Here is a 22,659-nt window from a genome sequence, read left to right on the forward strand (position 1 = left end):
CGATGAAATACGAAACCCAGAAGGTGGCCTTGCCATTCTTCATGGTGGCCATGGCGCTCTTCGCGCTGCAGATCGTCTTCGGGCTGCTGGCCGCCTCTGTCTATGTATGGCCGAACTTCATGGCCGAGCTGATGCCCTTCAACATCATGCGGGTCAGCCATACCAACCTGCTGATCGTGTGGCTGCTGATCGGCTTCATGGGCGCTACCTACTACTTGATGCCGGAAGAGGCCGAGCGGGAGATCCATAGCCCCACCATCGCCTATATTCAGCTGGCGATCTTCGCCTTCGCCGGTGCAGCGGCACTGGTCGGCTACCAGTTCGGGATCCACGAGGGCCGCGAGTTCCTCGAGCAGCCGTTCTGGGTCAAGGTGCTGATCACCATCTCCTTCCTGATGTTCCTGTTCAACACCAGCATGACCCTGCTCAAGGGGCGCCGCACCGCCATCAACCTGGTGCTGATGCTGGGCCTGTGGCTGGCCGCGGTGTTCTGGCTGTTCGCCTTCTACAACCCTTCCAACCTCGCCGTGGACAAGCTCTACTGGTGGTGGGTGGTACACCTCTGGGTCGAGGGCGTGTGGGAGCTGATCATGGCCTCCCTGCTGGGCTACCTGCTGATCAAGATGACCGGCGTCGACCGCGAGGTGATCGAGAAGTGGCTCTACGTCATCGTCGGCCTGTCGCTGTTCTCCGGCCTGCTGGGTACCGGTCACCACTACTACTGGATCGGTGCGCCGAGCTACTGGCAGCCCATCGGCAGCATCTTCTCCACCCTGGAGGTGATCCCCTTCTTCGCCATGGTGGTGTTCGCCTTCACCATGTTCTGGAAGGGTAGCCGCAACCACCCCAACAAGGCCGCCATGCTGTGGGCGCTCGGTTGCCCGACCGTTGCCTTCTTCGGCGCCGGCGTGTGGGGCTTCATGCACACCCTGCACTGGGTCAACTACTACAGCCACGGCACCCAGGTCACCGCGGCCCACGGCCACCTGGCTTTCTACGGCGCCTACGTGATGCTGATGCTGGGCATCATCAGCTTCGCCATGCCGCAGCTGCGCCGCGTGCAGCCCTACAACCAGGTAATGAACATGTGGGGCTTCTGGATCGTGACTGGCGCCATGTGCTTCATGACCTTCACGCTGACCTTTGCAGGCGTCGTCCAGACCCACCTGCAGCGCGTGCTGGGCATGAACTTCATGGAGGTGCAGGACCAGCTGGTGCTGTTCTATGGCATGCGCCTGGGCTCCGGCATCGCCGTGGCCATCGGTAGCTGCCTGCTGCTCTACGCCTTCTTCGGCCCTGCCCGTGAGCAGGTTCCCGCAGGCGGGACTCAGCTCACCGCTGGCGCCGACCGCGCCTGACCTAACGAGGGCCCCGTCAGGGGCCCTCTTCGATTGACCCACACGGAGTTTCGCCATGACCCTCTCCCCCGCGGCGGCGCAGCCCGCCGACCAGGAGATTCCCTACTACGACAGCGTGGGCAACGAGTGCGCCATGTTCGAGCATGCCTACGAGCAGCGCCTGCCGCTGCTGCTCAAGGGTCCTACCGGCTGCGGCAAGACTCGCTTCGTCAGCCATATGGCCGCCAAGCTGGGCAAGCCACTGTTTACCGTCTCCTGTCACGATGATCTCACCGCCGCCGACCTGACCGGCCGCTATCTGCTGCAGGGCGGCGAGACCCGCTGGGTCGACGGCCCGCTGACCCGCGCGGTGCGCGAGGGCGGCATCTGTTACCTCGACGAGGTAGTCGAGGCGCGCAAGGACGTCACCGTGGTGCTGCACCCGCTGACCGACGACCGCCGCCTGCTGCCGCTGGAGCGTACCGGCGAACTGCTCGAGGCACCGGACGACTTCATGCTGGTGGTCTCCTACAACCCCGGCTATCAGCACATTCTCAAGTCACTGAAGCCCAGTACCCGCCAGCGCTTCGTGGCGATGTCTTTCGATTTCCCGCCGCCCAGGGTGGAGCGCGATATCGTCGCCCGCGAGAGCGGCCTGGACCCCGAGCGCTGCAGCGCACTGGTCAACCTGGCGGCCAGCCTGCGTGCCATGAAGGGCCAGGACCTGGAGGAGGGCGTCTCCACCCGCCTGTTGGTCTACTGCGCCACCCTGATCCAGGCCGGCATGCCGATCCGCGATGCCGCCCGCGCCACTTTGGTGGAGCCGCTCTCCGACGATGCGGACGTCCAGGAGGGCCTGATGGAGGCCATCCAGGCCACCTTCGGTTAATCAGATATCATATGGAAACGAGGGAGAAAGGGGGCGTAATCAGCCCCTTTCGATACCCGGGAGCTTGATCATGCTGGACTTTCTTGAGGTCGAGGAGACCGTCGGCCGTTTCTGGCACCGCTGGGCCTCCGGGGCGGCGAGCTATCCCGATCACCCCGAGGCGGCGGTCAGCCTGGAGAGCCTGCGCCCCATGCTGGGCGTGTTCTTCCGCGCCGGCGGTGGGGAGCAGGGTATCGAGGTGGCGGCCATCGCCCGGCGCGCCTCGGCTCACCGGCTGAGTCTGCGTCAGCGCCTGGGCCTCGACGAGGAGGCCCTGGACCAGGCCCGCCGTGACGAGGAAAACCTGCTGTTGCCGCCACGCCTGGCGCTCTACCCCGAGGCCGCTCTCAACCGCGGCCTCTATCTGTGGCTGACCGCCTACCTGGCCGAGGCACGTCCGCTGACATACCCCCAGGATCCTCTGCAGGCCGATCTGGCGCGGCTGCGCGAGGCGCGGCGTACCGCCCGTGCCGCGCTGGCCCGCTTCCCCGGGCTCGCCGAGCGCTATGTCCGTCTGTGCAGCGAGCTGCTGGCCATCCGGCCGCAGCGCAAGCGCCTGCCGCCCATGGAGGCGGCCCTGGAGGCGGCAATATGCGCCGAGCTGGGTGCTCCCGACCCCGAGGAGGCCTGGGCCGTGGCCATGCAGCGCGCCATCCGCGAGAGCGACTTCCCGCTGGAGGAGTTCCGCGCGCCACGCGGCTATCGCCCGCCGCTGCCGGTGCCGCTGTGGGGACAGGCGGTCACCCTGGGTACCCGCGACGGCGCTCGCGAACAGAGCGTGGACGATGACGAGGAGCTGGCCAGCGCCGCCGCCTCGCCCGACGATGACCACGGCAAGCGCCAGGCCGATCGCCGCGAGCAGGACCAGGCCGATCGTGACGATCCGTTGATGCTCAACAACATGGAGAAGATGCTCTCCTGGGCGGAAATGGTGAACCTCAATCGCCACGTGGAGGACGAGGAAGAGGAGGAAGCGCGTCAGGCGGCCGATCAGATGGACGAGATCGTGCTCAGCTCCAACCGCAAGAAGGCCTCCTCCCGGCTCAAGCTCGACCTCGACCTGGCCCCGGACGAGGCCGCTGGTGGCCGCCTCAAGGGCAAGCATCTCTATCCCGAGTGGAACCACCGCAAGCAGGCCTACCTGCCCGATCACTGCGTGGTGCTCAGCGACGTGCAGAGCGAGGAGGGGGAGGACTGGGCGCCCGACGAGATGACCCGGCGGCGCATCCGCCGCGTGCGTCGCGAATTCGAGGCGTTGCGCCCGCGGCGCGAGATCCTGCGTGGCCAGCTGGATGGCAGCGAACTCGACATGGATGCGGTGATCCGCTCGCGCTGCGACCTGGCCGCCACCGGCGAGGCCAGCGATCGCCTCTACATGGCCAGCCGCACCCAGGCCCGTGACCTGGCGGTATCGATCCTGGTGGACGTCTCGCTCTCCACCGAGGCGTGGCTGCAGGACCGCCGGGTGCTCGACGTGGCCAAGGAGGCGCTGCTGGTGCTGGGCCATGGCCTGGCCGGCTGTGGCGACGACTATTCGATCCACAGCTTCACCTCCCAGCGCCGCCACAAGGTGTGGGTCAACACCCTGAAGGAGTTCGACGAGCCCATGGGCGACCGGGTGACGCGGCGCATCTCGGCGCTGCGTCCCGGCAGCTACACCCGCATGGGGCCGGCCATTCGCCACCTGACCAAGCAACTGAGCGAACGCCCCAACCGGCACCGGCTGCTGCTGATGCTTACCGACGGCAAGCCCAACGACAATGACTACTACGAGGGGCGCTACGGCATCGAGGATACCCGCAAGGCGGTGCTGGAAGCGCGGCGCCAGGAGGTACGGGTGTTCGGGGTGACCATTGACCGTGAGGCGGGGCAGTATATCCCCCACCTGTTCGGTCGCGGCGGCTACGCCATCGTGCAGCGTCCGGAGCACCTGTCGCTGGCCCTGCCGGGCATCTACCGCCAGATCATCGCCACCTGAGCCTGTTGTCCGTCGAACCGACGCCGAGGAGCGCGCCATGACACTTCAAACCCGACTGATCCTTGCCGTGGCGGCCTGGTGCCTGGTCGCCGTGGCGCTGGTGCTGCCGCTGGTATGGTTGATCAACAACCGCGACTGGGGCATCGGCCTGATGTTGCTGACCCCGTTCCTGGTCTTTGCCCTGATGCGCCTGGGCCGCGCCCTGGAGAACTGGGCCCGGGCAAGTACGCCACCCGATCACCCCAGGCGAGGCTAGGAGCCTGGCGGCGTCGCCGGTGAGAGCTTGTACTGCAGTATAAAAAAAACCCCTGCCGAAGCAGGGGGCAAGGTCGCATCTGGCTGGAAATGATGAGGGAACAGGCACCATTCAGCCGCGACGGGGAACACATGAAGACCACGTTACGCCATTACTGCTGATCGCTGTCCTGAGCATCGGGCATTGCGGCGTCACCACTGTCAGAGCGCGCCTCAGGCTGCTCACCGTTCGGCATGGGATCCATGCCGCCGCCGAAGCCGCTATCCTCGGCCGGTGTGCCCGGCTCGGCCCGGGTCTCGGGGTCAGTGAAGACCTCTTCATCCGCTGCAGACGGCTGTGTCGGGGAGTCGGCCTGCTGGCTGTCATCGGCTGTCGTCGCGGGCGCCGGATCGGTGCTTGGCGCGTCATGCATATCGGCGAAAGCCAGTGGGCTGGCCATCAGTCCCGCTGCAAGGCACAGGGTGCCGGCCTTGTTGAGGAGACTCTTCGCAATCATCCTTCCATCCTCGCCATGTGGATTGCCAACTGGTTCGGCAGCATCCGAGGCGCTCCCGTGCACCCCGGGTGCTGGTTGGTCAGGGTTATGACTGGCCCATCTCCTGGACGCGCTGCATCAGCTCGGGATCCTGCTGCATGGCCTGGCCGATGGCATTGAAGGTGTCGACATCAAGGCCGCTGTCCTCGACCTCCTCGACCATCTTCTCGTTGGCCTCCATGCGGATCTCCTGCTGGGCTTCTTCGCCCTCGGCGGACTGCAGGCGCTCGGTATACTCCTGGGATACCGCGGCGATCTCCTGGGAGGCATCGGCAAACTGCTGCAGTTGCTGCTCGGAGAAGTCCTGTGCCGGGGCGGCCGCCTGGGGCTGTCCGGTTGTGGCGGCAGGATCCTTCTGGGCATTGGCGGTGGACACCATCAGGCCGGCACTGAGCAGGGCGGCAGAAAAGAGGGCGGTGATACGCAGCATGGCTATCTCCCGTTGGTGTGGCGCGTGGCGCCGAATGAATGTGTCGCTGTGACGGTCATGCGGCAGTCGCGTTCACCATTTTCCTGTAACGGTTTGTACAGTGAGTGATTCAGGCCACCCTGAGCCGCTTGCCGAACATCAGCCCGCCCCAGGGGATCCGGTTGGCGACCAGGTTCCAGGCGATGGAGCCCGCTAGGCCCACGGCGGCCAGCATCGCCACATAGAGGGGGAGAGGCAGGCGTACTCCGCCGTCGAGCAGGTCGACCAGGTTGAAGAACATCGGGTGTGCCAGGTAGATGCCGAAGGAGAACTCGTTGAGGCGCTTGACCACAGGCGGGGCCGGCCGACTGCGCAGGTGCGCCATGATCCAGAGAGTAAACAGCAGGAACAGCGGAACCACCCACACCTCCTTGGAGGAGTACGCCAGCCAGCCGGGCAGCGACAGCAGGACCACCACGCCCAGCATGGCGACCAGCCAGCCAGGATGGGCCAGGCGGACCAGCCAGACCGGCCGCCTGGCGGGTGGGGTGTGATAGTTCCGAACCAGTACCAGGGCCAGGAAGAACAGGTAGAGCCAGCCGAGCGGGGCGATCCAGTGCAGGTAGCCCGGGGGAAACTCGCTGCGCCACTGCCAGTACCCCCACCATCCCATGCTGACCAGGCTGCCGATCGCCAGCCAAGGCGTACTAGGCAGCCAGCGGCCAAGGTCGAAGCGCATGTAGAGCCAGTAGAGGGCATAGAACTGCACGGCGATGATCAGGAAGTAGCCATGCCAGCCGGCATAGAGCAGGTACTCGCGCAGCACCTCCAGCAGGCTGGCGTCGGCATTGACGCTGCGCTGGCGCAGGAACTCGGCGCCCGAGTAGGCGAGGCCATAGATCGCATAGGGCACCAGCACGTACTTGACCCGACCGGATAGGAACCCTGCGGGGGTATCGCGCCCGTAGCGCATGGAAAACAGGAAGATCGAGATGAAGATGAAGATCGGGGTGCCCAGCACCGTGGGAATGCGAGCTAGATCGGTCGCCAGGGTGTCCAGGCGCTGGTTCAGGTGGTCGAGCAGGTGGAAACAGAACACCGCCAGGCAGCCATAGGCGCGTAGCCAGTAGATCTCCTCGATGCGCTGCATCCCGCTCCCCTTCTCGCCTCGTCCGAGTGAACACCGTCGACCTGAATGTTGTCGGACAGCGACAGGTCACAGGGATTCCCTTATCGGAGCAGACATGTCAGCCGTGCCACGCTGCGTAATCACGTTTCTCCTGCTGTTGATGACCTGGCCGGCCCTGGCTGGCCAGGTGTCTCACCACCACTTTCCTTCGGCCACCCTCGGGCGGGATTACCCCTATACCCTCTACCTGCCGGATGGCTACCACGATGCCGGGCTCGACTACCCGGTGATCTATCTGCTGCACGGCTCCTTCGGTAGTGACCGAGACTGGGTTGCGCGCGGAGCGCTTAAGCGGATTGCCGACCGCATGATCCTCCAGGGGAGCATCCCGCCTGCTGTCATCGTGATGCCCGGCAGCAGAAGCTGGTGGGTGGATGGTCACAACGAACAGGCGCGCACCGCCTTCTTCGAGGAACTGCTGCCCCATGTGGAAGGATTGTGGCGGGTGGTGTCGAAACGGGAGTGGCGCGGGATCGCCGGCCTTTCCGCAGGAGGATTCGGGACCGTGAACTTCATCCTCGAGCGCCCCGAACTGTTCGCCGCCGCGGCGGCGTTGAGTCCGGCCAGCTATTATCCCCTGCCCCCGGAGGACTCCACCGCCAGAAGGCATCCCGCCTTCCTGACGGCCGAGGACCGATTCGATGCCGGTCTATGGCGGCTGCTCAACTATCCCACCCACCTGGAGCACTACCTGTCACAGGACCGGGTGGTCCCCCTCTACTTGAGTGCGGGCAGCCGTGATGTCTTCGATGCGGTGACCCATGCCCGCCGCCTGCAGGCTGCGCTGCAACCCCATCAGCCGGGAGAGGTGCGACTGGAGGTGTTCCCGGGTGGTCATACCTGGCGGGTGTGGCGTGCCAGCCTGAGGCCGGCACTGGCGTTCATGTTCCGCTATCTCAAGCCCCCGCTACCGTCGGATGTGGCTGCTGCGGAGGATTCTGTTCAGGTCAGCCGTGCCACCAGGTAGCCGGCGCCGATCAGCGCCAGGGTCAGCGCCACCAGGCCCACGAAGGCGCCCTTCCAGGCCGGGGTGGCCATGCGCAGGTTGAGGTAGACCATCAGCAAGCGCTGGGCCTTGAAGCCGGTGGCCAGGATCACCAGGGCCGCCGACCATAGCGGCAGCGCCTGCCAGTCGTTGGCGTCGAAGAGCGCCGAAACCATGGACACCAGGGTCAGTCCCATCAGGATCGCCCAGGTGGTCAACAGGCGGCGGGTGCCGGGCAGCGATGTCATGACAGCCTCCGTGTCAGCGCAATAGGGAGCCCTCAGCGCAATAGATAGAGCAGCGGGTAGAGCAGGATCCAGATCAGGTCGACCATGTGCCAGAAGGCGGCGGCGGTCTCCACGTTCTCGAGGTTGGTGCGCCAGCTGACCAGGGCCAGCAGCGCCAGGCCGAACAGTACGTGGGCGAAGTGGAAGGCGGTCAGGCCGTAATAGAAGCCGAAGAAGGTATTGGTGTCCGGCGTGATCCCCACGGCGAACTTGCTCGAATACTCGACCACCTTGATCACCCCGAACAGCACGCCCAGCCCCATGGCGGCGGCCAACCACTGGCGGGTACGGCGGATACGCTCCGCGGCACTGGCTTCCACGGCCAGCGCCACGCACAGGCCGCTGGTCAGCAGCACCAGGGTGTTGAGCCCGCCCATCAGCGGGTCGAGGTCCTGCTGTGAAGCGTCGAACAGCGCCACCTGGGCGGCGCGCTCGGCGGCATAGAGGGCGAAGAACGCCATGAACACCAGCAACTCGCTGAGGATCAGCACCCACATCAGCGGGTTGCCGGGCAGGGCGGAGAGCGGGCCCCAGCCGGGGTTGGGAAGCTCTTGTTCCCTCATGCGTCGGTCAGGGTTACCCGGGAGCCGCCGAAGGCCAGGCTGCGCGGGTTGTCTATCGGGCGGTTGGAGGTCAGCCGGGCAATGCCCACGGCGCAGCGCCCCACCATCCAGATCATGCAGGCGGTGAAGTAGAGGTAACCCATGGCCCAGGGCGCCATGGGCGGGATGCCGGCCAGCCCCAGCAGCTGCCAGGTGGCGATGAAGGCGGCGCCGCCCAGCACGCCGAGCCAGAAGGTGCGGATCTGGAACTGCAGGTGGCTCTGCACCCAGGGTTCGGCACCGGGACGCTTGAAATGGGCGATCAGCACGGCGATGGGTGCGGTGACCACCGCCAGCACGCTGCCCAGGAACAACATGTAGACGATGATGGCGGCGCCGCGCCCGCGGGACTGCTTGCCGGGATTCGCGTCGTCGAAGTGGTCGCCGGAAGCGGCGGGGAAGGCCTGAGGGGTGGACATGACGGGTCCTCGCTTGACAGGCGACCGGCCCTGGCGGGCCGGCCTAAGATGTATTCAGGATACTACTATAGCGCGAGACCTTGCGGAAAGACTTGGCCTGGATCAACTCTCGGCCGGCTTGGTTTCGGCGGACTGGGTCTCGGCGGGCTTGCCCGGATGTTTCTCGTCGCGGGTCAGCATCGGCACGCGGCGCTCGGTCCACCACATCCAGATGATCGAGACCAGGGTCACGCCGAAGCAGAGCATCCACACGGTGGTGGCCACGCCGGTGATGTCCACCAGGGCCCCGAACATGATCGGCAGCAGGAAGCCGCCGATACCGCCGGCCAGGCCGACGATGCCGGAGACCAGGCCGAGGTTCTCGTGGTACTCGTTGGAGAGGTACTTGAACACCGAGGCCTTGCCGATTCCCCAGGCGATGCCCACCACGAACAGTGCGGAGGTGAACAGCCACACCGGGATGCCGAAGCCGAATTCCACGACCCCTTCGCCGCCGGCACCGGCCACGCGGTACTGGGTCTCGGGGTAGGACATGATGAACAGCGCGATCAGGCTGGCCCACAGACAGGTCCAGGTGACGGTGTGGGCCCCGAAACGGTCGGAGAGCCAGCCGCCGAAGGCGCGGATCACCCCGGAGGGCAGCACGAAGATGGTGGCGATCAGCGCGGCGACCTGGATACCCAGGCCGTACTCACCCATGTAGTAGCGGGTCAGCCACAGCGAGACGCCGACATAGCCGCCGAACACTACCGAGTAGTACTGGCAGTACTTCCACACCTTGGGGTCGTTGAGCACCTTGAGCTGGTCGCGCAGCGAGACGCTGCTGGCGGTGCGGTGGTCCGGGTTGGAGTAGGTGAAGAACCAGAACAGCACCGCGGTGACCAGCATGATGCCGGCATAGATATTGGGTACGGCCTGCCAGCCCAGCACCACGATCACGGTGGGGGCGATGAACTTGGTGACCGCGGCCCCGGCGTTGCCGGCACCGAAGATGCCCATGGCCAGGCCCTGGCGATCCTTCTCGAACCACTTGGCGGTGTAGGTGATACCCACCGAGAAGGAGCCGCCGGCCAGGCCGACGAAGGCGCCGAGTACCAGCAGCTGCCAGTACGCGGTGGCGAACTGCACCAGCCAGATGGCCGGCACGATGAGCAGCAGGATGATGAAGAACACTGGGCGGCCGCCGTAGCGGTCGGTCAGCGAACCCAGCGGCAGCCGCGACAGGGCACCGGTGAGGATGGGTACCGCGGTGAGGATGCCGAACTGGGTGCCGTTGAGATCGAGCTGCTCGGCGATCGGTACGCCGATCTCGCCGAACATCGTCCACACCATGAAGCACATGGTGAAGGCGAAGGTGTTGGCTATCAGCACCGAGGTTTGCTTGAAGCGTTCAGAGGCCATGGGACCCTCCGAGTTTGCCGGGTTAAGGGATGGTTTCAGGATATGCCAGGGAGTGATTATTGCCTTGATCGGTATCAAAAAAGCCGATCTATCATGGTGAAAGATCGGCTCTTTATTACACCTTCAGAGAGGCTTTAGGGGTTCTTCACGTAGGCGTTCTTGCGCAGGTAGAACCACCAGTTGACTACCAGGCAGACCGCGTAGAAGACCGCGAAGCCGTACATGGCGAGTTCCGGGGTGCCGGCCTTGATCTGCTCGCCCATCACCCGCGGGGCGATGAAGGAACCATAGGCGGCCACTGCCGAGGTCCAGCCCAGCGCCGGGCCCTTCTGCTGCGGGTCGAAGATGAAGCCGATGCTGCGGAAGGTGGAGCCGTTGCCGATGCCACTGGCGGCGAACAGCAGGATGAACAGCAGCAGGAACATCCAGAAGTACTGGTTGGGATCGGTGGAGTTGTAGGCCAGCATCATCACGTAGCCGGCGCCCACAGAGCCCACCACCATGATGGCGGTGATCACCTGGGTGACGATGGAACCGCCCAGCTTGTCGGAGATCCAGCCGCCCACCGGACGGATCAGGGCGCCCACGAAGGGTCCCATCCAGGCCCAGGTCAGGGCGCTGGGAGCCTCGGGGTTGGCGACGCGGGTCATGCTGCCGTCGGCGGCGACTTCCATCATGTTGCCGAAGATCACCGAGATGGAGAGCGGCAGTGCCGCGGAGAAGCCGATGAAGGAGCCGAAGGTGGCGATGTAGAGCACGGTCATCGACCAGGTGTGCTTGTTGGAGAAGATCTCGAACTGCTTCTGGATACCGGGCTTGATGTCACCGGGAATCAGGCGCAGCAGCACCACTGTGAGCACGATGGTCAGCGGCAGGGCGATCCACATGTTGAGATAGCCCAGCGCCACCACGCCGACGATGGAGGTCACGACACCGACCCCGTAGAGCCCGAGGATCTTGCCGAAGGCCTGCAGTGGTGTGCCCGGGTTGGGGGTGATGGTGCGCAGGTTGTTCATGCCGAACCAGCCGGCGAAGGCCAGCGGGATCAGGAACAGCATCCATACGAAGCCGGCGTTCTGGATCCAGGTCTGGGTGCCCGCCTCGATGCGCCCGATCAGGGTGCCGCTGGCCTTCTGCAGCTCCATGGGGTCGCCGCCCAGGGCGCCGAACAGGCCCACGGTCATCACCAGCGGGATCAGGATCTGCATGGAGGTGACGCCGAAGTTGCCCAGCCCGGCGTTCATCCCCAGGGCATAGCCCTGTTGCTTCTTGGGAAAGAAGTTGGAGATGTTGCTCATCGAGTTGGCGAAGTTGCCTCCGCCGATGCCGGAGAGCAGCGCCAGGGCCTGGAACACCCAGAAGGGGGTCCCGGGGTTCATCAGCGCGATGCCGGTGCCCATGGCGGGGATCATCAGCAGGGCGGTGGTCAGGAAGATGGTATTGCGCCCGCCGGCGATGCGGATCATGAAGGAGGCGGGGATACGCAGGGTGGCACCGGCCAGACCGGCGATCGCGGTCAGGGTGAACAGCTGATCCACCGTGAACGGGAAGCCCAGGTTCTGCATCTGGGTGGTGATCATGCCCCACATCAGCCAGACGGCGAAGCCCAGCAACAGGCTTGGGATGGAGATCCACAGGTTGCGGTTGGCAACCTTCTTGCCCTCCGACTCCCAGAACTCCTCATTCTCGACATCCCACTGTTCGATGTCGGCATTCTTTCTGGTCATGGCGTTTCCCCTTGAGGTCTAGCGGTGCTCGCATCGGCCCCGAATCGATTGATCGATATCAAGGCGCGCGAAGATGGGGGAAAGATACGCCGCGTGGCGGAATCGGGAAACGTGGCGAACGACTCCACGCCGGGCGGGTATACCTCCAGGGGGGTAGAGGGGATTAATCTTTAATTAATTGTTTATAAAGAATTATTGGGTTTCGGAAAGGGGGTGGTGGGGGCGCATCGGCGCCCCGAGGGTATTTGGAGGTATCCACACAGAACCGGGCCTCGGCTAGCGCTCGATCCCCTCCTGCACGGCCCACACCGCGGCCTCGACCCGCGAGCGCAGGTTGAGCTTCTTGAGCAGGTGCTTGACGTGCACCTTCACCGTGCCCTCGGTGATCTCCAGCTTGCGGGCGATCATCTTGTTGGAGAGCCCAGCGGCCAGCTCGCGAAGGATCTCGCGTTCGCGCTGGGTCAGGCTGTGGATATCCGGCGCCGCCGGCTGGCTGCGCTGGCTGCGCAGCGCCTCGGCGAGCAGTGCGGTGAGGCTCTCGCTGATCACCATGCGCCCCAGGGAGGCCTGGCGCAGCTGGCGCACCATCTCGTCGGGGTCCATGTCCTTGAGCAGGTAGCCGTCGGCCCCCGAACGCAGGGCGTTGACCACGTCCTCCTCATGGTCGGAGACCGTGAACATCACCACGCGGCCGGCGAAGCCGCCGTCGCGCAGACGCTTGAGCGTCTCGATGCCGTCCATCTGCGGCATGTTGAGGTCGAGCAGCACCATGTCGGGGTCGAGCTCCAGGGCAAGGCGGATGCCCTCCCGGGGATCGCCGGCCTCGCCGGCGAGCAGCAGGTCATCCTCCAGCTCCAGCAGCTGGGAGACCCCGCGGCGCAGCAGCGGATGGTCGTCGATGATCAGGATGGTGGCAGGGCTTTCGGCAGCGAAGTCGGTCATCCTTGGGTCCTGTCGTCGGAAGAGTCGGTGGCGATGGCGGCGCGGGGATCCACGTGACCCGCCTCGGCGCTGGCGTGCTGGTGGATCAGGCGCGCGGTCTGGGGCGTGAACGTCAGCTCGACCCGGGTGCCGCCGCCGGGGCGGTTGCGGAGCGTCATCTGCCCGCCCAGGGTGTCGGCGCGGTCGCGCATGATCACCAGGCCGTAGTGCATCGGCGGCGAGCTGTCGTCCGCGAGACCCACGCCATCATCCTCGATGGCGACGTGCAACTGCGCCGCCTGGAAGCCGATGGTGACGGCGGCCCAGTGGGCGTTGGCGTGCTTGAGGATGTTGGCCAGCGCCTCGCGAACCACCTGCAGCACGTGGATCTCCTCGTTGGGGTTGAGCAGGTGGGGTGGCACGTCGACATCCAGCGCCACCGGGAATCCCAGCCGGTCGCTGAACTCCCGAGTGGTCTGGCGCAGGGCGCTGGCCAGCCCCGGGCCCTCCAGCTTGAGGCGGAAGGTGGTGAGCAGCTCGCGCAGCTGGCGATAGGCGCTGTCGAGCCCGGTGCGCAGCTCGTCGAATACCGCCGCCTGGCTCTCCCGCGGGGCCTCCTTCCGCTGCATGCGCTCGAGCCTGGCCACCTGCATCTTGAGGTAGGAGAGCGACTGGGCCAGGGAGTCGTGCAGCTCCCGGGCGATGATGGCGCGCTCGTTCATCAGCGTCACCTGCTGCTGCTCCTCGATGCGGCGCTGCAGGTAGACCGCGGTGGCCAGCTGGTCGGCCAGGGCGTTGAGCAGGCGCCGCACGCTGTCGGAGAGCGGCTGGCGCTTGGGATGCCACACCTCCAGGGTGCCGAGCATCAGCTCGCCAACGCTCACCGGCAGCAGAAGGCACTCGCCCTGTTCGGTCTGCTCCAGGCGAAGCGGCTGGGGGTCGAGCAGGCACGCATGACAGTCGTGATCGCGACAGTACTCGGGGCGGCGTGGCGAGTGGGTGGCGAGTATCGGGATCTGGCGGTCGTCATAGGGGTCGTTCAGCGACAGCCGGATCGGGCCCACCTCGAGCAGCTGCTCGAGCTCCCGCAGCATGGGCGCGGCGCTGGCACACAGGTCGTTGCCGCCGCCGTAGAGGGCGCGGCTGCCGTCGTGCATCACCTGCATGGCCCGGTTGCTGCGCTCGAGCTCCACCTTCTTGCGCGAGGCGCGTTCCTCCAGCTCGGCGTAGCTGGCAGCGAGCTCCTCGGCCATGCCGTCGAAGGTGCGCCCGAGCAGGGCAAGTTCATCGTTGCCGGTGAGATGCGTGCGGTAGCCGAAGTTGCGCTGGGCGGCCTCGCGGGCCAATACCACCAGCTGGCGCAGCGGCCCCACCAGGTTGTGACGGATATCGTAGAGGGCGATGGCCACCACCACCGCGGTCAGCGCCAGGAACAGGATCTGCAGGGCGCTGAGCAGCTGGATCTTCGACTCGCTGTTCTGCTCGAGCAGGGTGACCATGGCGTCGATATCGCCGACCAGCCCGTCCAGCGTCTGGCGCAGTGCCTCGACCTCGAGCTCGCCACCCGCGATGGCGCGGGTCACCTGGGGGGCCAGTGCCTCCTCCCAGCGCTCCTGAAGCATCCGGTACTGTTCGTGCAGGGAGTGATCCTCGGCCCCGGGCAGCGCACGGGTCAGTGCGGGACTGGCCAGGCGCGTCTCGAACTGCTCCATCAACTCCTCTACCCGTGAGCGCTGCGCCACCGCGGGCTGCTGCTCGTAGCGCTGCAGGGCAGCGACGATCTGGTAGGTGTTCATGCGCAGGGAACCAGCCACGTTGATGGCGCCGGCGTCACCGCGGCTGTCGTTGGCCACCGTCATGGTGACCACGATGCTGACCAGTGCCATGGCACTGATGGCAAGCAGCGAGGCGACGATGCGTGCCACCAGGGAGTGTTGGATCAGTTTCATAGTATCCGCAGGCCGTCGGGGGAGTGGCTCTTATGCGTGGTGCTGCCGGGAGTCTACTACACCCAAGGGGGTAGGGCGGATACCTCCACTGCCCCTTTGACCCCGATGGGAGTCCTACTGAGACTTGGGCGATACTTCACCGTTCCCTAGGCCCATGATGCCACTCCCTTCTGACCGCGATGCTGTCGTCGTCGGCTACCGTCCCTTGGTGGTGGTGATGCTGTCGCCGCTGGCCTTTGCACTGGTGTTCGCCAGCTGGACCATCTTCGCGGTGCTGGGGATGGAGCTGCGCGAGATGCTGGGGCTGGGCGAGCTCGGCTTCGCGCTGCTGCTGGCCACGCCCATGGTGACCGGGGCCCTGGCGGCGCTGCCCATGGCGGCCCTGGCCCGGCGCCATGGGGGGCGGCGGGTGATGATCGCCTGCCTGCTGCTGATCTGTCCCTTCCTGTGGGCGGTGGCCCATTCCAGTGACTATGTGCACTTCCTGCTGTCCGGTGCCGGCCTGGGGCTGGGCGCCGGGTCCCTGGCGGCGGGGCTGGTCTATGTGGGGGAGCTCTGTCCACGCCGCCACGCCGGCCTGGCCCTGGGCCTCTATGGTGCCGGCATGATGGGGGCCGGCCTGAGTTACCTGCTGCTGCCATTGATCAGTCAGGCCTACGGCTGGCGCAGCGCGCCGATGCTCTATCTGCTGCCGGTACTGGCGGTGGCTGCGCTGCTGTGGCTGTTCGCCGACGACCCGGAGCCGCCTGCCGCCTCCAGCGAGTCCGACGATGACGGCATGGCAGCCAGGCCCGGGTGGCTGGCACCCCTGCACCACTGGCGCCCCTGGCGGCTGGCCGTGGTCTACAGTTTCTTCTATGGCGCCTTCGTGGCGCTGACGCTGTGGCTGCCGGCCTACCTCGGCGCCCAGTACGGCCTGGGTCTGCGCGACGCCGCGCTGCTGGCACTGCCCTTTCCGCTGGCGGTGGGCCTGGGCCAGGTGGCGGGCGGCGCCTGGGGAGATGTGCGCGACTTTCGTGCCCTGCGCTGGTGGGTCACGGCCTTCGTGCTGGTCTGCCTGTTCCTGCTCTCCTACCCCCCCTTCACTATGCGGATCGAAGGGGTGGAGCGGGTGCTGACGCTGCGCTATGCCGCGCCGTTGTGGGGCTTCCTGGCGCTGCTGGTGGCCATGGGACTGGTCATGGGGCTGGGCCAGGGCAGCCTGATGCGCATGATCCATCGCGATCACGGCAGCCAGCTGGCACTGGTGGGCGGGTTGGCGTTGACCCTGGGTGGGCTGTTCGGCGCCCTGCTGCCGGTGATGTTCGCCCTGGGCAATCTTTGGGTCGGCATCCGCACCGCGGGGTTCATGTTCCTCTACGCCTCGCTGGTAGTGTGCATGCTGGTGATGGTCTGGGACCACGCCAGCGGAGCGGGACGGTTGAGGCCCTGATGGGCCTATCACCCCGGGTGTCGTGGGGGGCTATCCCCTTGGAGGTAGGCGGGGGGTATATGGAGGTAACCGGGCAGTAATCGCGGCGTCTATCGCCCAGAATTGCCTGCAAGTCACTGGCCCTGGTCCGCGCTGGAGCGCACTCGACCAAGGCTGACCGGGTGGCCCGGCGGGGCCACGCATCTTTTCAGGAGCCTGGAGAGCGACCATGAGTCACTTCATCGATCGGCTGAACTTCTTCCGCAAGGCCCGCGAGCCCTTCGCCAACGACCACGGCGAGCTTCGCGACGAGTCTCGCGGCTGGGAGAACGGCTACCGGCAGCGCTGGCAGCACGACAAGATCGTGCGCTCCACCCACGGGGTGAACTGCACCGGTTCGTGCAGTTGGAAGATCTATGTCAAGAACGGCCTGGTTACCTGGGAGACCCAGCAGACCGACTACCCGCGCACCCGGCCCGACCTGCCCAACCACGAGCCCCGTGGCTGCCCGCGCGGCGCCAGCTACTCCTGGTACATGTACAGTGCCAACCGCCTCAAGTACCCGTTGATCCGCAAGCCGCTGCTCAAGCTGTGGCGTGAGGCACTGAGCGAGAAGAAGGACCCGGTCGAGGCGTGGGCCTCCATCGTCGAGGACCCGGCCAAGGCCAAGCAGTACAAGCGTGCCCGCGGCATGGGCGGCTTCGTGCGCGCCGACTGGAACGAACTCAACCAGCTGATTGGCGCCTCCAACGTCTATACCACCAAGGAGTACGGCCCGGACCGTGTCATCGGCTTCTCGCCGATCCCCGCCATGTCTATGGTCAGCTACGCCTCCGGTGCGCGCTACCTGTCGCTGATCGGTGGCGTCTGCCTGTCGTTCTACGACTGGTACTGCGACCTGCCGCCGGCCAGCCCCCAGACCTGGGGTGAGCAGACCGACGTGCCCGAGTCCGCCGACTGGTACAACTCCGGCTACATCATCGCTTGGGGTTCCAACGTGCCCCAGACGCGTACTCCGGATGCCCACTTCTTCACCGAGGTGCGCTACAAGGGCACCAAGACCGTCTCGGTCACCCCGGACTATGCCGAGGTCTCCAAGCTCACCGACGAGTGGCTCTCCGCCAAGCAGGGCACCGATGCCGCCCTGGCCATGGCCATGGGACATGTGATCCTCAAGGAGTTCCACCTCGACAATCCCAGCAGCTACTTCACCGACTACGTGCGGCGCTACAGCGACATGCCGTTCCTGGTCGAGCTGGAAGCTCGCGAGGACGGCAGCTATGCGCCGGGTCGCCAGATGCGCGCCAGCGACTTCGAGGCGAGCCTGGGCCAGGGCAACAATCCCGAGTGGAAGACCGTGGCGTGGGACGAGACCCGCGACCAGCTGGTGGTGCCGCGAGGCTCCATCGGTTTCCGCTGGGGCGAGACCGGCGACGAGGTGGGCAAGTGGAACCTCGAGCCGCTGGATGCCGAAGGCACCGAGATCAAGCCGCTGCTGACCCTGGCCGACAAGCATGACGAGGTCGCCAAGGTCGCCTTCCCCTACTTCGGCGGCATCGCCCACGAGCACTTCGACCACGTCAAGAGCGGTGGGGCCAGCGACGAGCTGCTGTTCCACAGCCTGCCCGTCAAGCGCCTGAAGAAGGCCGACGGCAGCGAGGCTCTGGCGGTTACCGTCTTCGACCTGATGTGTGCCAACTACGGTATCGATCGTGGCTTCGGTGAGGATGACGGCGCCACTTCCTTCGACCAGGTCAAGCCCTACACGCCGGCCTGGCAGGAGAAGATCACCGGTGTGCCCGCCGAGCAGGCCACCCGCATCGCCCGTGAGTTCGCCGAGAACGCCGACAAGACCCAGGGTCGCAGCATGATCATCGTCGGTGCCGGCATGAACCACTGGTACCACATGGACATGAACTACCGCGGCCTGATCAACATGCTGGTCATGTGCGGCTGTATCGGTCAGAGCGGCGGCGGCTGGGCCCACTACGTCGGCCAGGAGAAGCTGCGCCCGCAGACCGGCTGGACCCCGCTGGCCTTCGGCCTCGACTGGCAGCGTCCGCCGCGCCACATGAACGGCACCTCCTTCTTCTACAACCACTCCTCCCAGTGGCGCTACGAGAAGCTGGAGATCAAGGAGATCCTCTCGCCGCTGGCCAAGGCCGAGGACTACCCCGGCAGCCTGATCGACTTCAACGTGCGCGCCGAGCGCATGGGCTGGCTGCCCTCCGCTCCTCAGCTGGGTACCAACCCGCTGCGCCTGGCCGGTGCGGCCAAGGATGCCGGCATGTCCACCCAGGACTACGCCGTGCAGCAGCTCAAGGAGGGCAAGCTCGCCTTCGCCGCGGAAGATCCGGACAACCCCCAGAACTTCCCGCGCAACATGTTCATCTGGCGCTCCAACCTGCTGGGCAGCTCCGGCAAGGGCCACGAGTACATGCTCAAGTACCTGCTGGGCACCCGCCACGGCATCCAGGGCAAGGACCTGGGTGACTTCGGTGGCCAGAAGCCGGAAGAGGTCAAGTGGCATGACGACGCCCCGGAGGGCAAGGTCGACCTGCTGGTGACCCTGGACTTCCGCATGTCCACCACCTGCCTCTACTCGGATGTCGTGCTGCCCACGGCGACCTGGTACGAGAAGGACGACCTCAACACGTCCGACATGCACCCCTTCATCCACCCGCTGACCGCGGCCACCGACCCGGCGTGGGAGTCGCGCAGCGACTGGGAGATCTTCAAGGGCATCGCCAAGTCCTTCTCCGAGGCCTCCGAGGGACACCTGGGCGAGGAGACCGACCTGGTCACCCTGCCGCACCAGCACGACTCCCCGGCCGAACTGGCCCAGGTTGAGGTCAAGGACTGGAAGAAGGGTGAGTGCGAACCGATCCCCGGCAAGACCATGCCGGCGCTGATCGAGGTCAAGCGCAACTACCCCGAGACCTACGAGCGCTTCACCTCCATCGGCCCGCTGCTCGAGACCATCGGCAACGGCGGCAAGGGCATCAGCTGGAAGACCGAGTCCGAAGTGGACCTGCTCGGCAAGCTCAACCACCGCAAGACCGAGGGACCGCACAAGGGTCGTCCGCGTCTCGACAGCGCCGTGGACGCCGCCGAGATGATCCTGACCCTGGCGCCGGAGACCAACGGCCAGGTGGCGGTGAAGGCGTGGGACGCGCTCTCCAAGATCACCGGGCGGGACCATACCCACCTGGCGCATCCCAAGGAAGAGGAGAAGATCCGCTTCCGCGACATCGTCGCCCAGCCGCGCAAGATCATCTCCAGCCCGACCTGGTCCGGCCTCGAGGACGAGCACGTCTCCTACAACGCCGGCTACACCAACGTCCATGAGCTGATCCCGTGGCGCACCGTCAGCGGTCGCCAGCAGTTCTATCAGGATCACCCCTGGATGCGCGCCTTCGGCGAGAGCCTGCTGGTCTACCGTCCGCCCATCGACACCAAGGCGGCGGTGAGCGTGGCCGAGCCCAAGGGCAACGGCAACCCGGAGATCGCCCTGAACTGGATCACTCCGCACCAGAAGTGGGGCATCCACTCCACCTACAGCGACAACCTGCTGATGCAGACCCTGTCGCGGGGTGGTCCGATAGTGTGGATGTCCGAGGACGATGCCAAGTCCATCGGCGTCGAGGACAACGACTGGATCGAGCTCTACAACGCCAACGGCGCCATTGCGGCCCGTGCGGTGGTCAGCCAGCGGGTCAAGAACGGCATGGCGATGATGTATCACGCCCAGGAGCGCATCCTGAACATGCCGGGCTCCGAGATGACCGGTACCCGCGGCGGTATCCACAACTCGGTGACTCGCGTGTGTCCCAAGCCGACCCACATGATCGGTGGCTACGCGCAGCTGTCCTACAGCTTCAACTACTACGGCACCGTCGGCTCCAACCGCGATGAGTTCGTCATCGTACGCAAGATGAAGAAGATCGACTGGCTGGATGGCGAAGGCAACGACTACGAGCAGGAGGCCGTGAAATGAAGATTCGTTCCCAGGTAGGCATGGTCCTCAACCTAGACAAGTGCATCGGCTGCCACACCTGCTCGGTGACCTGCAAGAATGTCTGGACCAGCCGCGAGGGCGTCGAGTACGCCTGGTTCAACAACGTCGAGACCAAGCCCGGCATCGGCTATCCCAAGGAGTGGGAGAACCAGGGCAAGTGGAAGGGCGGCTGGATGCGTCGCAAGGACGGCAAGATCGAGCCGCGCATCGGCGGCAAGTGGCGGGTGCTGGCGAACATCTTCGCCAACCCCGACCTGCCGGAGATCGACGACTACTACGAGCCGTTCACCTTCGACTACGAGCACCTGCATACCGCCAAGCAGGGTGAGCACCAGCCCACCGCGCGTCCGCGCTCGCTGATCTCCGGCCAGCGCATGAACAAGATCGAGTGGGGCCCGAACTGGGAGGAGATCCTCGGCACCGAGTTCGCCAAGCGTCGCAAGGACATGAACTTCGAGAAGGTGCAGGCCGATATCTACGGCCAGTTCGAGAACACCTTCATGATGTACCTGCCGCGGCTGTGCGAGCACTGCCTCAACCCGACCTGCGTGGCGAGCTGCCCCTCCGGGGCGATCTACAAGCGCGAGGAGGACGGCATCGTCCTGATCGACCAGGACAAGTGCCGCGGCTGGCGGATGTGCATCTCCGGCTGCCCCTACAAGAAGATCTACTACAACTGGAAGACCGGGAAGTCCGAGAAGTGCATCTTCTGCTACCCGCGCATCGAGGCCGGCCAGCCGACCGTCTGCTCCGAGACCTGCGTGGGCCGCATCCGCTATCTCGGCGTGCTGCTCTACGATGCCGACCGCATCGAGGAAGTGGCCAGCTCCCCGGACGTGCGTGACCTCTACCATCGCCAGTGCGAGATCTTCCTGGATCCTAATGACCCCGAGGTCATCGCCCAAGCCAAGAAGGATGGCATCACCGACAACGTGATCGCCGCCGCCCAGGCTTCGCCGGTCTACAAGCTGGCCATGGACTGGGGCCTGGCGCTGCCGCTGCACCCCGAGTACCGCACCCTGCCGATGGTCTGGTACGTGCCGCCGCTGTCGCCGATCCAGTCCGCCGCCGAGGCCGGCAAGGTCGAGTTCGATGGTGTGATGCCCAAGATCGAGTCGCTGCGCATCCCGGTCAAGTACCTGGCCAACATGCTCACCGCCGGTGAGGAGGAGCCCGTGGTGCTGGCGCTCAAGCGGCTGATGGCCATGCGCCTCTACATGCGCGGCAAGCATGTGGAAGGCCAGGCCAACGCCGAGGTGCTGGAGAGCGTCGGACTCACCGAGCAGCAGGTGGAGGACATGTACCGCTACCTGGCCATCGCCAACTACGAGGATCGGTTCGTGATCCCCACCAGCCACCGCGAGATGGCCACCGAGGCCTTCCCGGAGCGCGGTGGCTGCGGCTTCAGCTTCGGCGATGGCTGCCACGGCGATAGCAGCGAGAGCCTGTTCGGCGGTCGCAAGAACAATGCGACCCTGGTCCAGCCGGTGACCTTCGACCCGCAGGCGCAGAGCGAGGAGGCCCGTCATGGCTGACGCAGCACAACAGCTGGAACCCGTCGGTGGCATGCTGAGCCTGCGCGTGCTGGCACGGCTGCTGGACTACCCCAGCGAGGAGCTCCAGGCCGCCGCCCCCGAGATGATCGAGATCCTGAATGCCGAGCGCCGCCTGTCGGCGGCGCGACGCACCGCCCTGATGGACTGGTGCCAGCGCATGATGGAGGCCGACATCATGGAGCTGCAGGCGGAGTACGTGGCGCTGTTCGATCGTGGCCGCAACACTTCGCTGCTGCTGTTCGAACACGTGCACGGCGAGTCCCGCGACCGCGGCCAGGCCATGGTCGACCTGATGGCCGAGTACAGCGCCGCGGGTTTCGAACTCGACGCCCATGAACTGCCGGACTACCTGCCGCTGTTCCTGGAGTACCTCTCCACCCGCTCCGAGGCCGAGATCGGTCGCTGGCTGGGCGAGATCCGTCATATCCTGGCGCTTCTCACCGCCCGGCTCGAGGAGCGCGAGGCCGATCACGCCCTGGTGCCCCTGGCACTGCTGGCACTGATCGGCGCGGAGGAGGATGTCGCCGCGCATCGCCAGACGGCGAAGGAGGAGGCGCCCGACTACACGCCGGAGGCCCTGGACGAGGTGTGGGAAGAGGAGGCGGTGCGCTTTACCGCCGATTCCGACCAGGATTGCGCCCTGCAGTCCGCCGAGGGACGGCGACTGGCCGAGCGCAAGAACGTTACCCAGAGCGAAGCGGTGCGGGTCCTCGACCCCGCCGCCCCCGCCCGGAAACACTGAACGGAGACC

At 65.8% G+C, this 22,659-nt stretch carries 19 protein-coding genes; 9 read left to right on the forward strand and 10 right to left on the reverse strand.

The window, feature by feature from the left end; all coding sequences use genetic code 11:
* Nucleotides 1-2: 2 nt before the first annotated feature.
* The 4 genes from ACJ7IV_RS00860 to ACJ7IV_RS00875 all read left to right on the forward strand — a co-directional run bounded on the left by ACJ7IV_RS00860 (nucleotide 3) and on the right by ACJ7IV_RS00875 (nucleotide 4,499).
* Entirely contained in the window at nucleotides 3-1,358 is a 1,356-nt protein-coding gene (locus ACJ7IV_RS00860; protein WP_213311811.1) for a cbb3-type cytochrome c oxidase subunit I, read from the forward strand.
* 55 nt (nucleotides 1,359-1,413) lie between these two features.
* Nucleotides 1,414-2,226 (forward strand): CbbQ/NirQ/NorQ/GpvN family protein, encoded by an 813-nt coding sequence (locus ACJ7IV_RS00865; protein ID WP_161431679.1) that lies wholly within the window; start codon nucleotides 1,414-1,416, stop codon nucleotides 2,224-2,226.
* A 70-nt stretch (nucleotides 2,227-2,296) separates the two neighbouring features.
* Nucleotides 2,297-4,243 carry a nitric oxide reductase activation protein NorD gene (locus ACJ7IV_RS00870; protein WP_483865378.1) on the forward strand — a complete coding sequence of 649 codons (1,947 nt, stop codon included), beginning with the start codon at nucleotides 2,297-2,299 and terminating at the stop codon, nucleotides 4,241-4,243.
* A gap of 37 nt (nucleotides 4,244-4,280) precedes the next feature.
* The gene (locus ACJ7IV_RS00875; RefSeq protein ID WP_483865379.1) at nucleotides 4,281-4,499 is read left to right on the forward strand and encodes a hypothetical protein; all 219 of its coding nucleotides are present in this window, start codon (nucleotides 4,281-4,283) and stop codon (nucleotides 4,497-4,499) included.
* Between the two features lie 151 nt (nucleotides 4,500-4,650).
* Here ACJ7IV_RS00875 and ACJ7IV_RS00880 read toward each other — a convergent pair whose 3' ends face one another.
* From ACJ7IV_RS00880 to ACJ7IV_RS00890, 3 genes are all read right to left on the reverse strand, one after another.
* Nucleotides 4,651-4,995, reverse strand: a complete 345-nt coding sequence (locus ACJ7IV_RS00880; protein ID WP_483865380.1) for a hypothetical protein — start codon at nucleotides 4,993-4,995, stop codon at nucleotides 4,651-4,653.
* Between the two features lie 85 nt (nucleotides 4,996-5,080).
* A complete protein-coding gene (locus ACJ7IV_RS00885) occupies nucleotides 5,081-5,464 on the reverse strand; it encodes a DUF4168 domain-containing protein (RefSeq protein WP_483865381.1) in 384 nt (127 codons plus the stop codon).
* A 109-nt stretch (nucleotides 5,465-5,573) separates the two neighbouring features.
* Nucleotides 5,574-6,593: an acyltransferase family protein gene (locus ACJ7IV_RS00890; RefSeq protein ID WP_483865382.1), complete on the reverse strand. Its 1,020-nt coding sequence runs from the start codon at nucleotides 6,591-6,593 to the stop codon at nucleotides 5,574-5,576.
* 94 nt (nucleotides 6,594-6,687) lie between these two features.
* Here ACJ7IV_RS00890 and ACJ7IV_RS00895 point away from each other — a divergent pair, with 94 nt between their 5' ends.
* Complete coding sequence (locus tag ACJ7IV_RS00895; protein WP_483865383.1) at nucleotides 6,688-7,599, forward strand: alpha/beta hydrolase; 912 nt, start codon at nucleotides 6,688-6,690, stop codon at nucleotides 7,597-7,599.
* On the opposite strand, the gene ACJ7IV_RS00900 is transcribed toward ACJ7IV_RS00895, so the two are convergent.
* From ACJ7IV_RS00900 to ACJ7IV_RS00930, 7 genes are all read right to left on the reverse strand, one after another.
* Nucleotides 7,575-7,865, reverse strand: a complete 291-nt coding sequence (locus ACJ7IV_RS00900; protein WP_161431676.1) for a hypothetical protein — start codon at nucleotides 7,863-7,865, stop codon at nucleotides 7,575-7,577. The two genes, ACJ7IV_RS00895 and ACJ7IV_RS00900, sit on opposite strands and share 25 nt — an antisense overlap.
* Nucleotides 7,866-7,897: 32 nt before the next feature.
* Nucleotides 7,898-8,467, reverse strand: a complete 570-nt coding sequence (locus tag ACJ7IV_RS00905; RefSeq protein ID WP_483865384.1) for a cytochrome c oxidase subunit 3 family protein — start codon at nucleotides 8,465-8,467, stop codon at nucleotides 7,898-7,900.
* On the reverse strand, nucleotides 8,464-8,925 hold the full coding sequence (locus ACJ7IV_RS00910) for a DUF4870 family protein (protein ID WP_232911843.1): 462 nt from the start codon (nucleotides 8,923-8,925) through the stop codon (nucleotides 8,464-8,466). The genes ACJ7IV_RS00905 and ACJ7IV_RS00910 overlap by 4 nt, the downstream gene beginning before the upstream one ends.
* A 102-nt stretch (nucleotides 8,926-9,027) precedes the next feature.
* On the reverse strand, nucleotides 9,028-10,326 hold the full coding sequence (locus tag ACJ7IV_RS00915; protein WP_483865385.1) for an MFS transporter: 1,299 nt from the start codon (nucleotides 10,324-10,326) through the stop codon (nucleotides 9,028-9,030).
* Between the two features lie 134 nt (nucleotides 10,327-10,460).
* Complete coding sequence (locus tag ACJ7IV_RS00920) at nucleotides 10,461-12,053, reverse strand: MFS transporter (RefSeq protein ID WP_483865386.1); 1,593 nt, start codon at nucleotides 12,051-12,053, stop codon at nucleotides 10,461-10,463.
* Between the two features lie 276 nt (nucleotides 12,054-12,329).
* Nucleotides 12,330-12,995, reverse strand: coding sequence for a two-component system response regulator NarL (gene narL / locus ACJ7IV_RS00925; RefSeq protein WP_483865387.1), 666 nt, complete (start codon nucleotides 12,993-12,995; stop codon nucleotides 12,330-12,332).
* Complete coding sequence (locus ACJ7IV_RS00930) at nucleotides 12,992-14,923, reverse strand: type IV pili methyl-accepting chemotaxis transducer N-terminal domain-containing protein (protein ID WP_483865388.1); 1,932 nt, start codon at nucleotides 14,921-14,923, stop codon at nucleotides 12,992-12,994. The genes narL and ACJ7IV_RS00930 overlap by 4 nt, the downstream gene beginning before the upstream one ends.
* Before the next feature lie 157 nt (nucleotides 14,924-15,080).
* Between ACJ7IV_RS00930 and ACJ7IV_RS00935 the strand changes: the two genes are divergently transcribed.
* From ACJ7IV_RS00935 to narJ, 4 genes are all read left to right on the forward strand, one after another.
* Nucleotides 15,081-16,355, forward strand: coding sequence for an MFS transporter (locus ACJ7IV_RS00935; protein WP_483865389.1), 1,275 nt, complete (start codon nucleotides 15,081-15,083; stop codon nucleotides 16,353-16,355).
* A gap of 208 nt (nucleotides 16,356-16,563) precedes the next feature.
* Nucleotides 16,564-20,331 carry a nitrate reductase subunit alpha gene (locus ACJ7IV_RS00940; protein ID WP_483865390.1) on the forward strand — a complete coding sequence of 1,256 codons (3,768 nt, stop codon included), beginning with the start codon at nucleotides 16,564-16,566 and terminating at the stop codon, nucleotides 20,329-20,331.
* Nucleotides 20,328-21,887, forward strand: coding sequence for a nitrate reductase subunit beta (narH, locus tag ACJ7IV_RS00945; RefSeq protein ID WP_483865391.1), 1,560 nt, complete (start codon nucleotides 20,328-20,330; stop codon nucleotides 21,885-21,887). Before ACJ7IV_RS00940 ends, narH begins: the two co-directional genes overlap by 4 nt.
* Nucleotides 21,880-22,650 (forward strand): nitrate reductase molybdenum cofactor assembly chaperone, encoded by a 771-nt coding sequence (gene narJ, locus ACJ7IV_RS00950; RefSeq protein WP_232911835.1) that lies wholly within the window; start codon nucleotides 21,880-21,882, stop codon nucleotides 22,648-22,650. Before narH ends, narJ begins: the two co-directional genes overlap by 8 nt.
* The last annotated feature ends 9 nt before the right edge of the window (nucleotides 22,651-22,659 follow it).

The organism is Halomonas sp. C10-5, from assembly GCF_057169305.1.

Coding starts and splice junctions, on each gene's coding strand:
- ACJ7IV_RS00870 (WP_483865378.1), top strand. CDS start 2,297: ATGCTGGACTTTCTTGAGGTCGAGGAGACCGTCGGCCGTTTCTGGCAC.
- ACJ7IV_RS00935 (WP_483865389.1), top strand. CDS start 15,081: ATGCCACTCCCTTCTGACCGCGATGCTGTCGTCGTCGGCTACCGTCCC.
- ACJ7IV_RS00895 (WP_483865383.1), top strand. CDS start 6,688: ATGTCAGCCGTGCCACGCTGCGTAATCACGTTTCTCCTGCTGTTGATG.
- ACJ7IV_RS00915 (WP_483865385.1), bottom strand. CDS start 10,326: ATGGCCTCTGAACGCTTCAAGCAAACCTCGGTGCTGATAGCCAACACC.
- ACJ7IV_RS00930 (WP_483865388.1), bottom strand. CDS start 14,923: ATGAAACTGATCCAACACTCCCTGGTGGCACGCATCGTCGCCTCGCTG.
- narJ (WP_232911835.1), top strand. CDS start 21,880: ATGGCTGACGCAGCACAACAGCTGGAACCCGTCGGTGGCATGCTGAGC.
- ACJ7IV_RS00900 (WP_161431676.1), bottom strand. CDS start 7,865: ATGACATCGCTGCCCGGCACCCGCCGCCTGTTGACCACCTGGGCGATC.
- ACJ7IV_RS00940 (WP_483865390.1), top strand. CDS start 16,564: ATGAGTCACTTCATCGATCGGCTGAACTTCTTCCGCAAGGCCCGCGAG.
- ACJ7IV_RS00880 (WP_483865380.1), bottom strand. CDS start 4,995: ATGATTGCGAAGAGTCTCCTCAACAAGGCCGGCACCCTGTGCCTTGCA.
- ACJ7IV_RS00860 (WP_213311811.1), top strand. CDS start 3: ATGAAATACGAAACCCAGAAGGTGGCCTTGCCATTCTTCATGGTGGCC.
- ACJ7IV_RS00875 (WP_483865379.1), top strand. CDS start 4,281: ATGACACTTCAAACCCGACTGATCCTTGCCGTGGCGGCCTGGTGCCTG.
- narL (WP_483865387.1), bottom strand. CDS start 12,995: ATGACCGACTTCGCTGCCGAAAGCCCTGCCACCATCCTGATCATCGAC.
- ACJ7IV_RS00905 (WP_483865384.1), bottom strand. CDS start 8,467: ATGAGGGAACAAGAGCTTCCCAACCCCGGCTGGGGCCCGCTCTCCGCC.
- ACJ7IV_RS00865 (WP_161431679.1), top strand. CDS start 1,414: ATGACCCTCTCCCCCGCGGCGGCGCAGCCCGCCGACCAGGAGATTCCC.
- ACJ7IV_RS00920 (WP_483865386.1), bottom strand. CDS start 12,053: ATGACCAGAAAGAATGCCGACATCGAACAGTGGGATGTCGAGAATGAG.
- narH (WP_483865391.1), top strand. CDS start 20,328: ATGAAGATTCGTTCCCAGGTAGGCATGGTCCTCAACCTAGACAAGTGC.
- ACJ7IV_RS00890 (WP_483865382.1), bottom strand. CDS start 6,593: ATGCAGCGCATCGAGGAGATCTACTGGCTACGCGCCTATGGCTGCCTG.
- ACJ7IV_RS00910 (WP_232911843.1), bottom strand. CDS start 8,925: ATGTCCACCCCTCAGGCCTTCCCCGCCGCTTCCGGCGACCACTTCGAC.
- ACJ7IV_RS00885 (WP_483865381.1), bottom strand. CDS start 5,464: ATGCTGCGTATCACCGCCCTCTTTTCTGCCGCCCTGCTCAGTGCCGGC.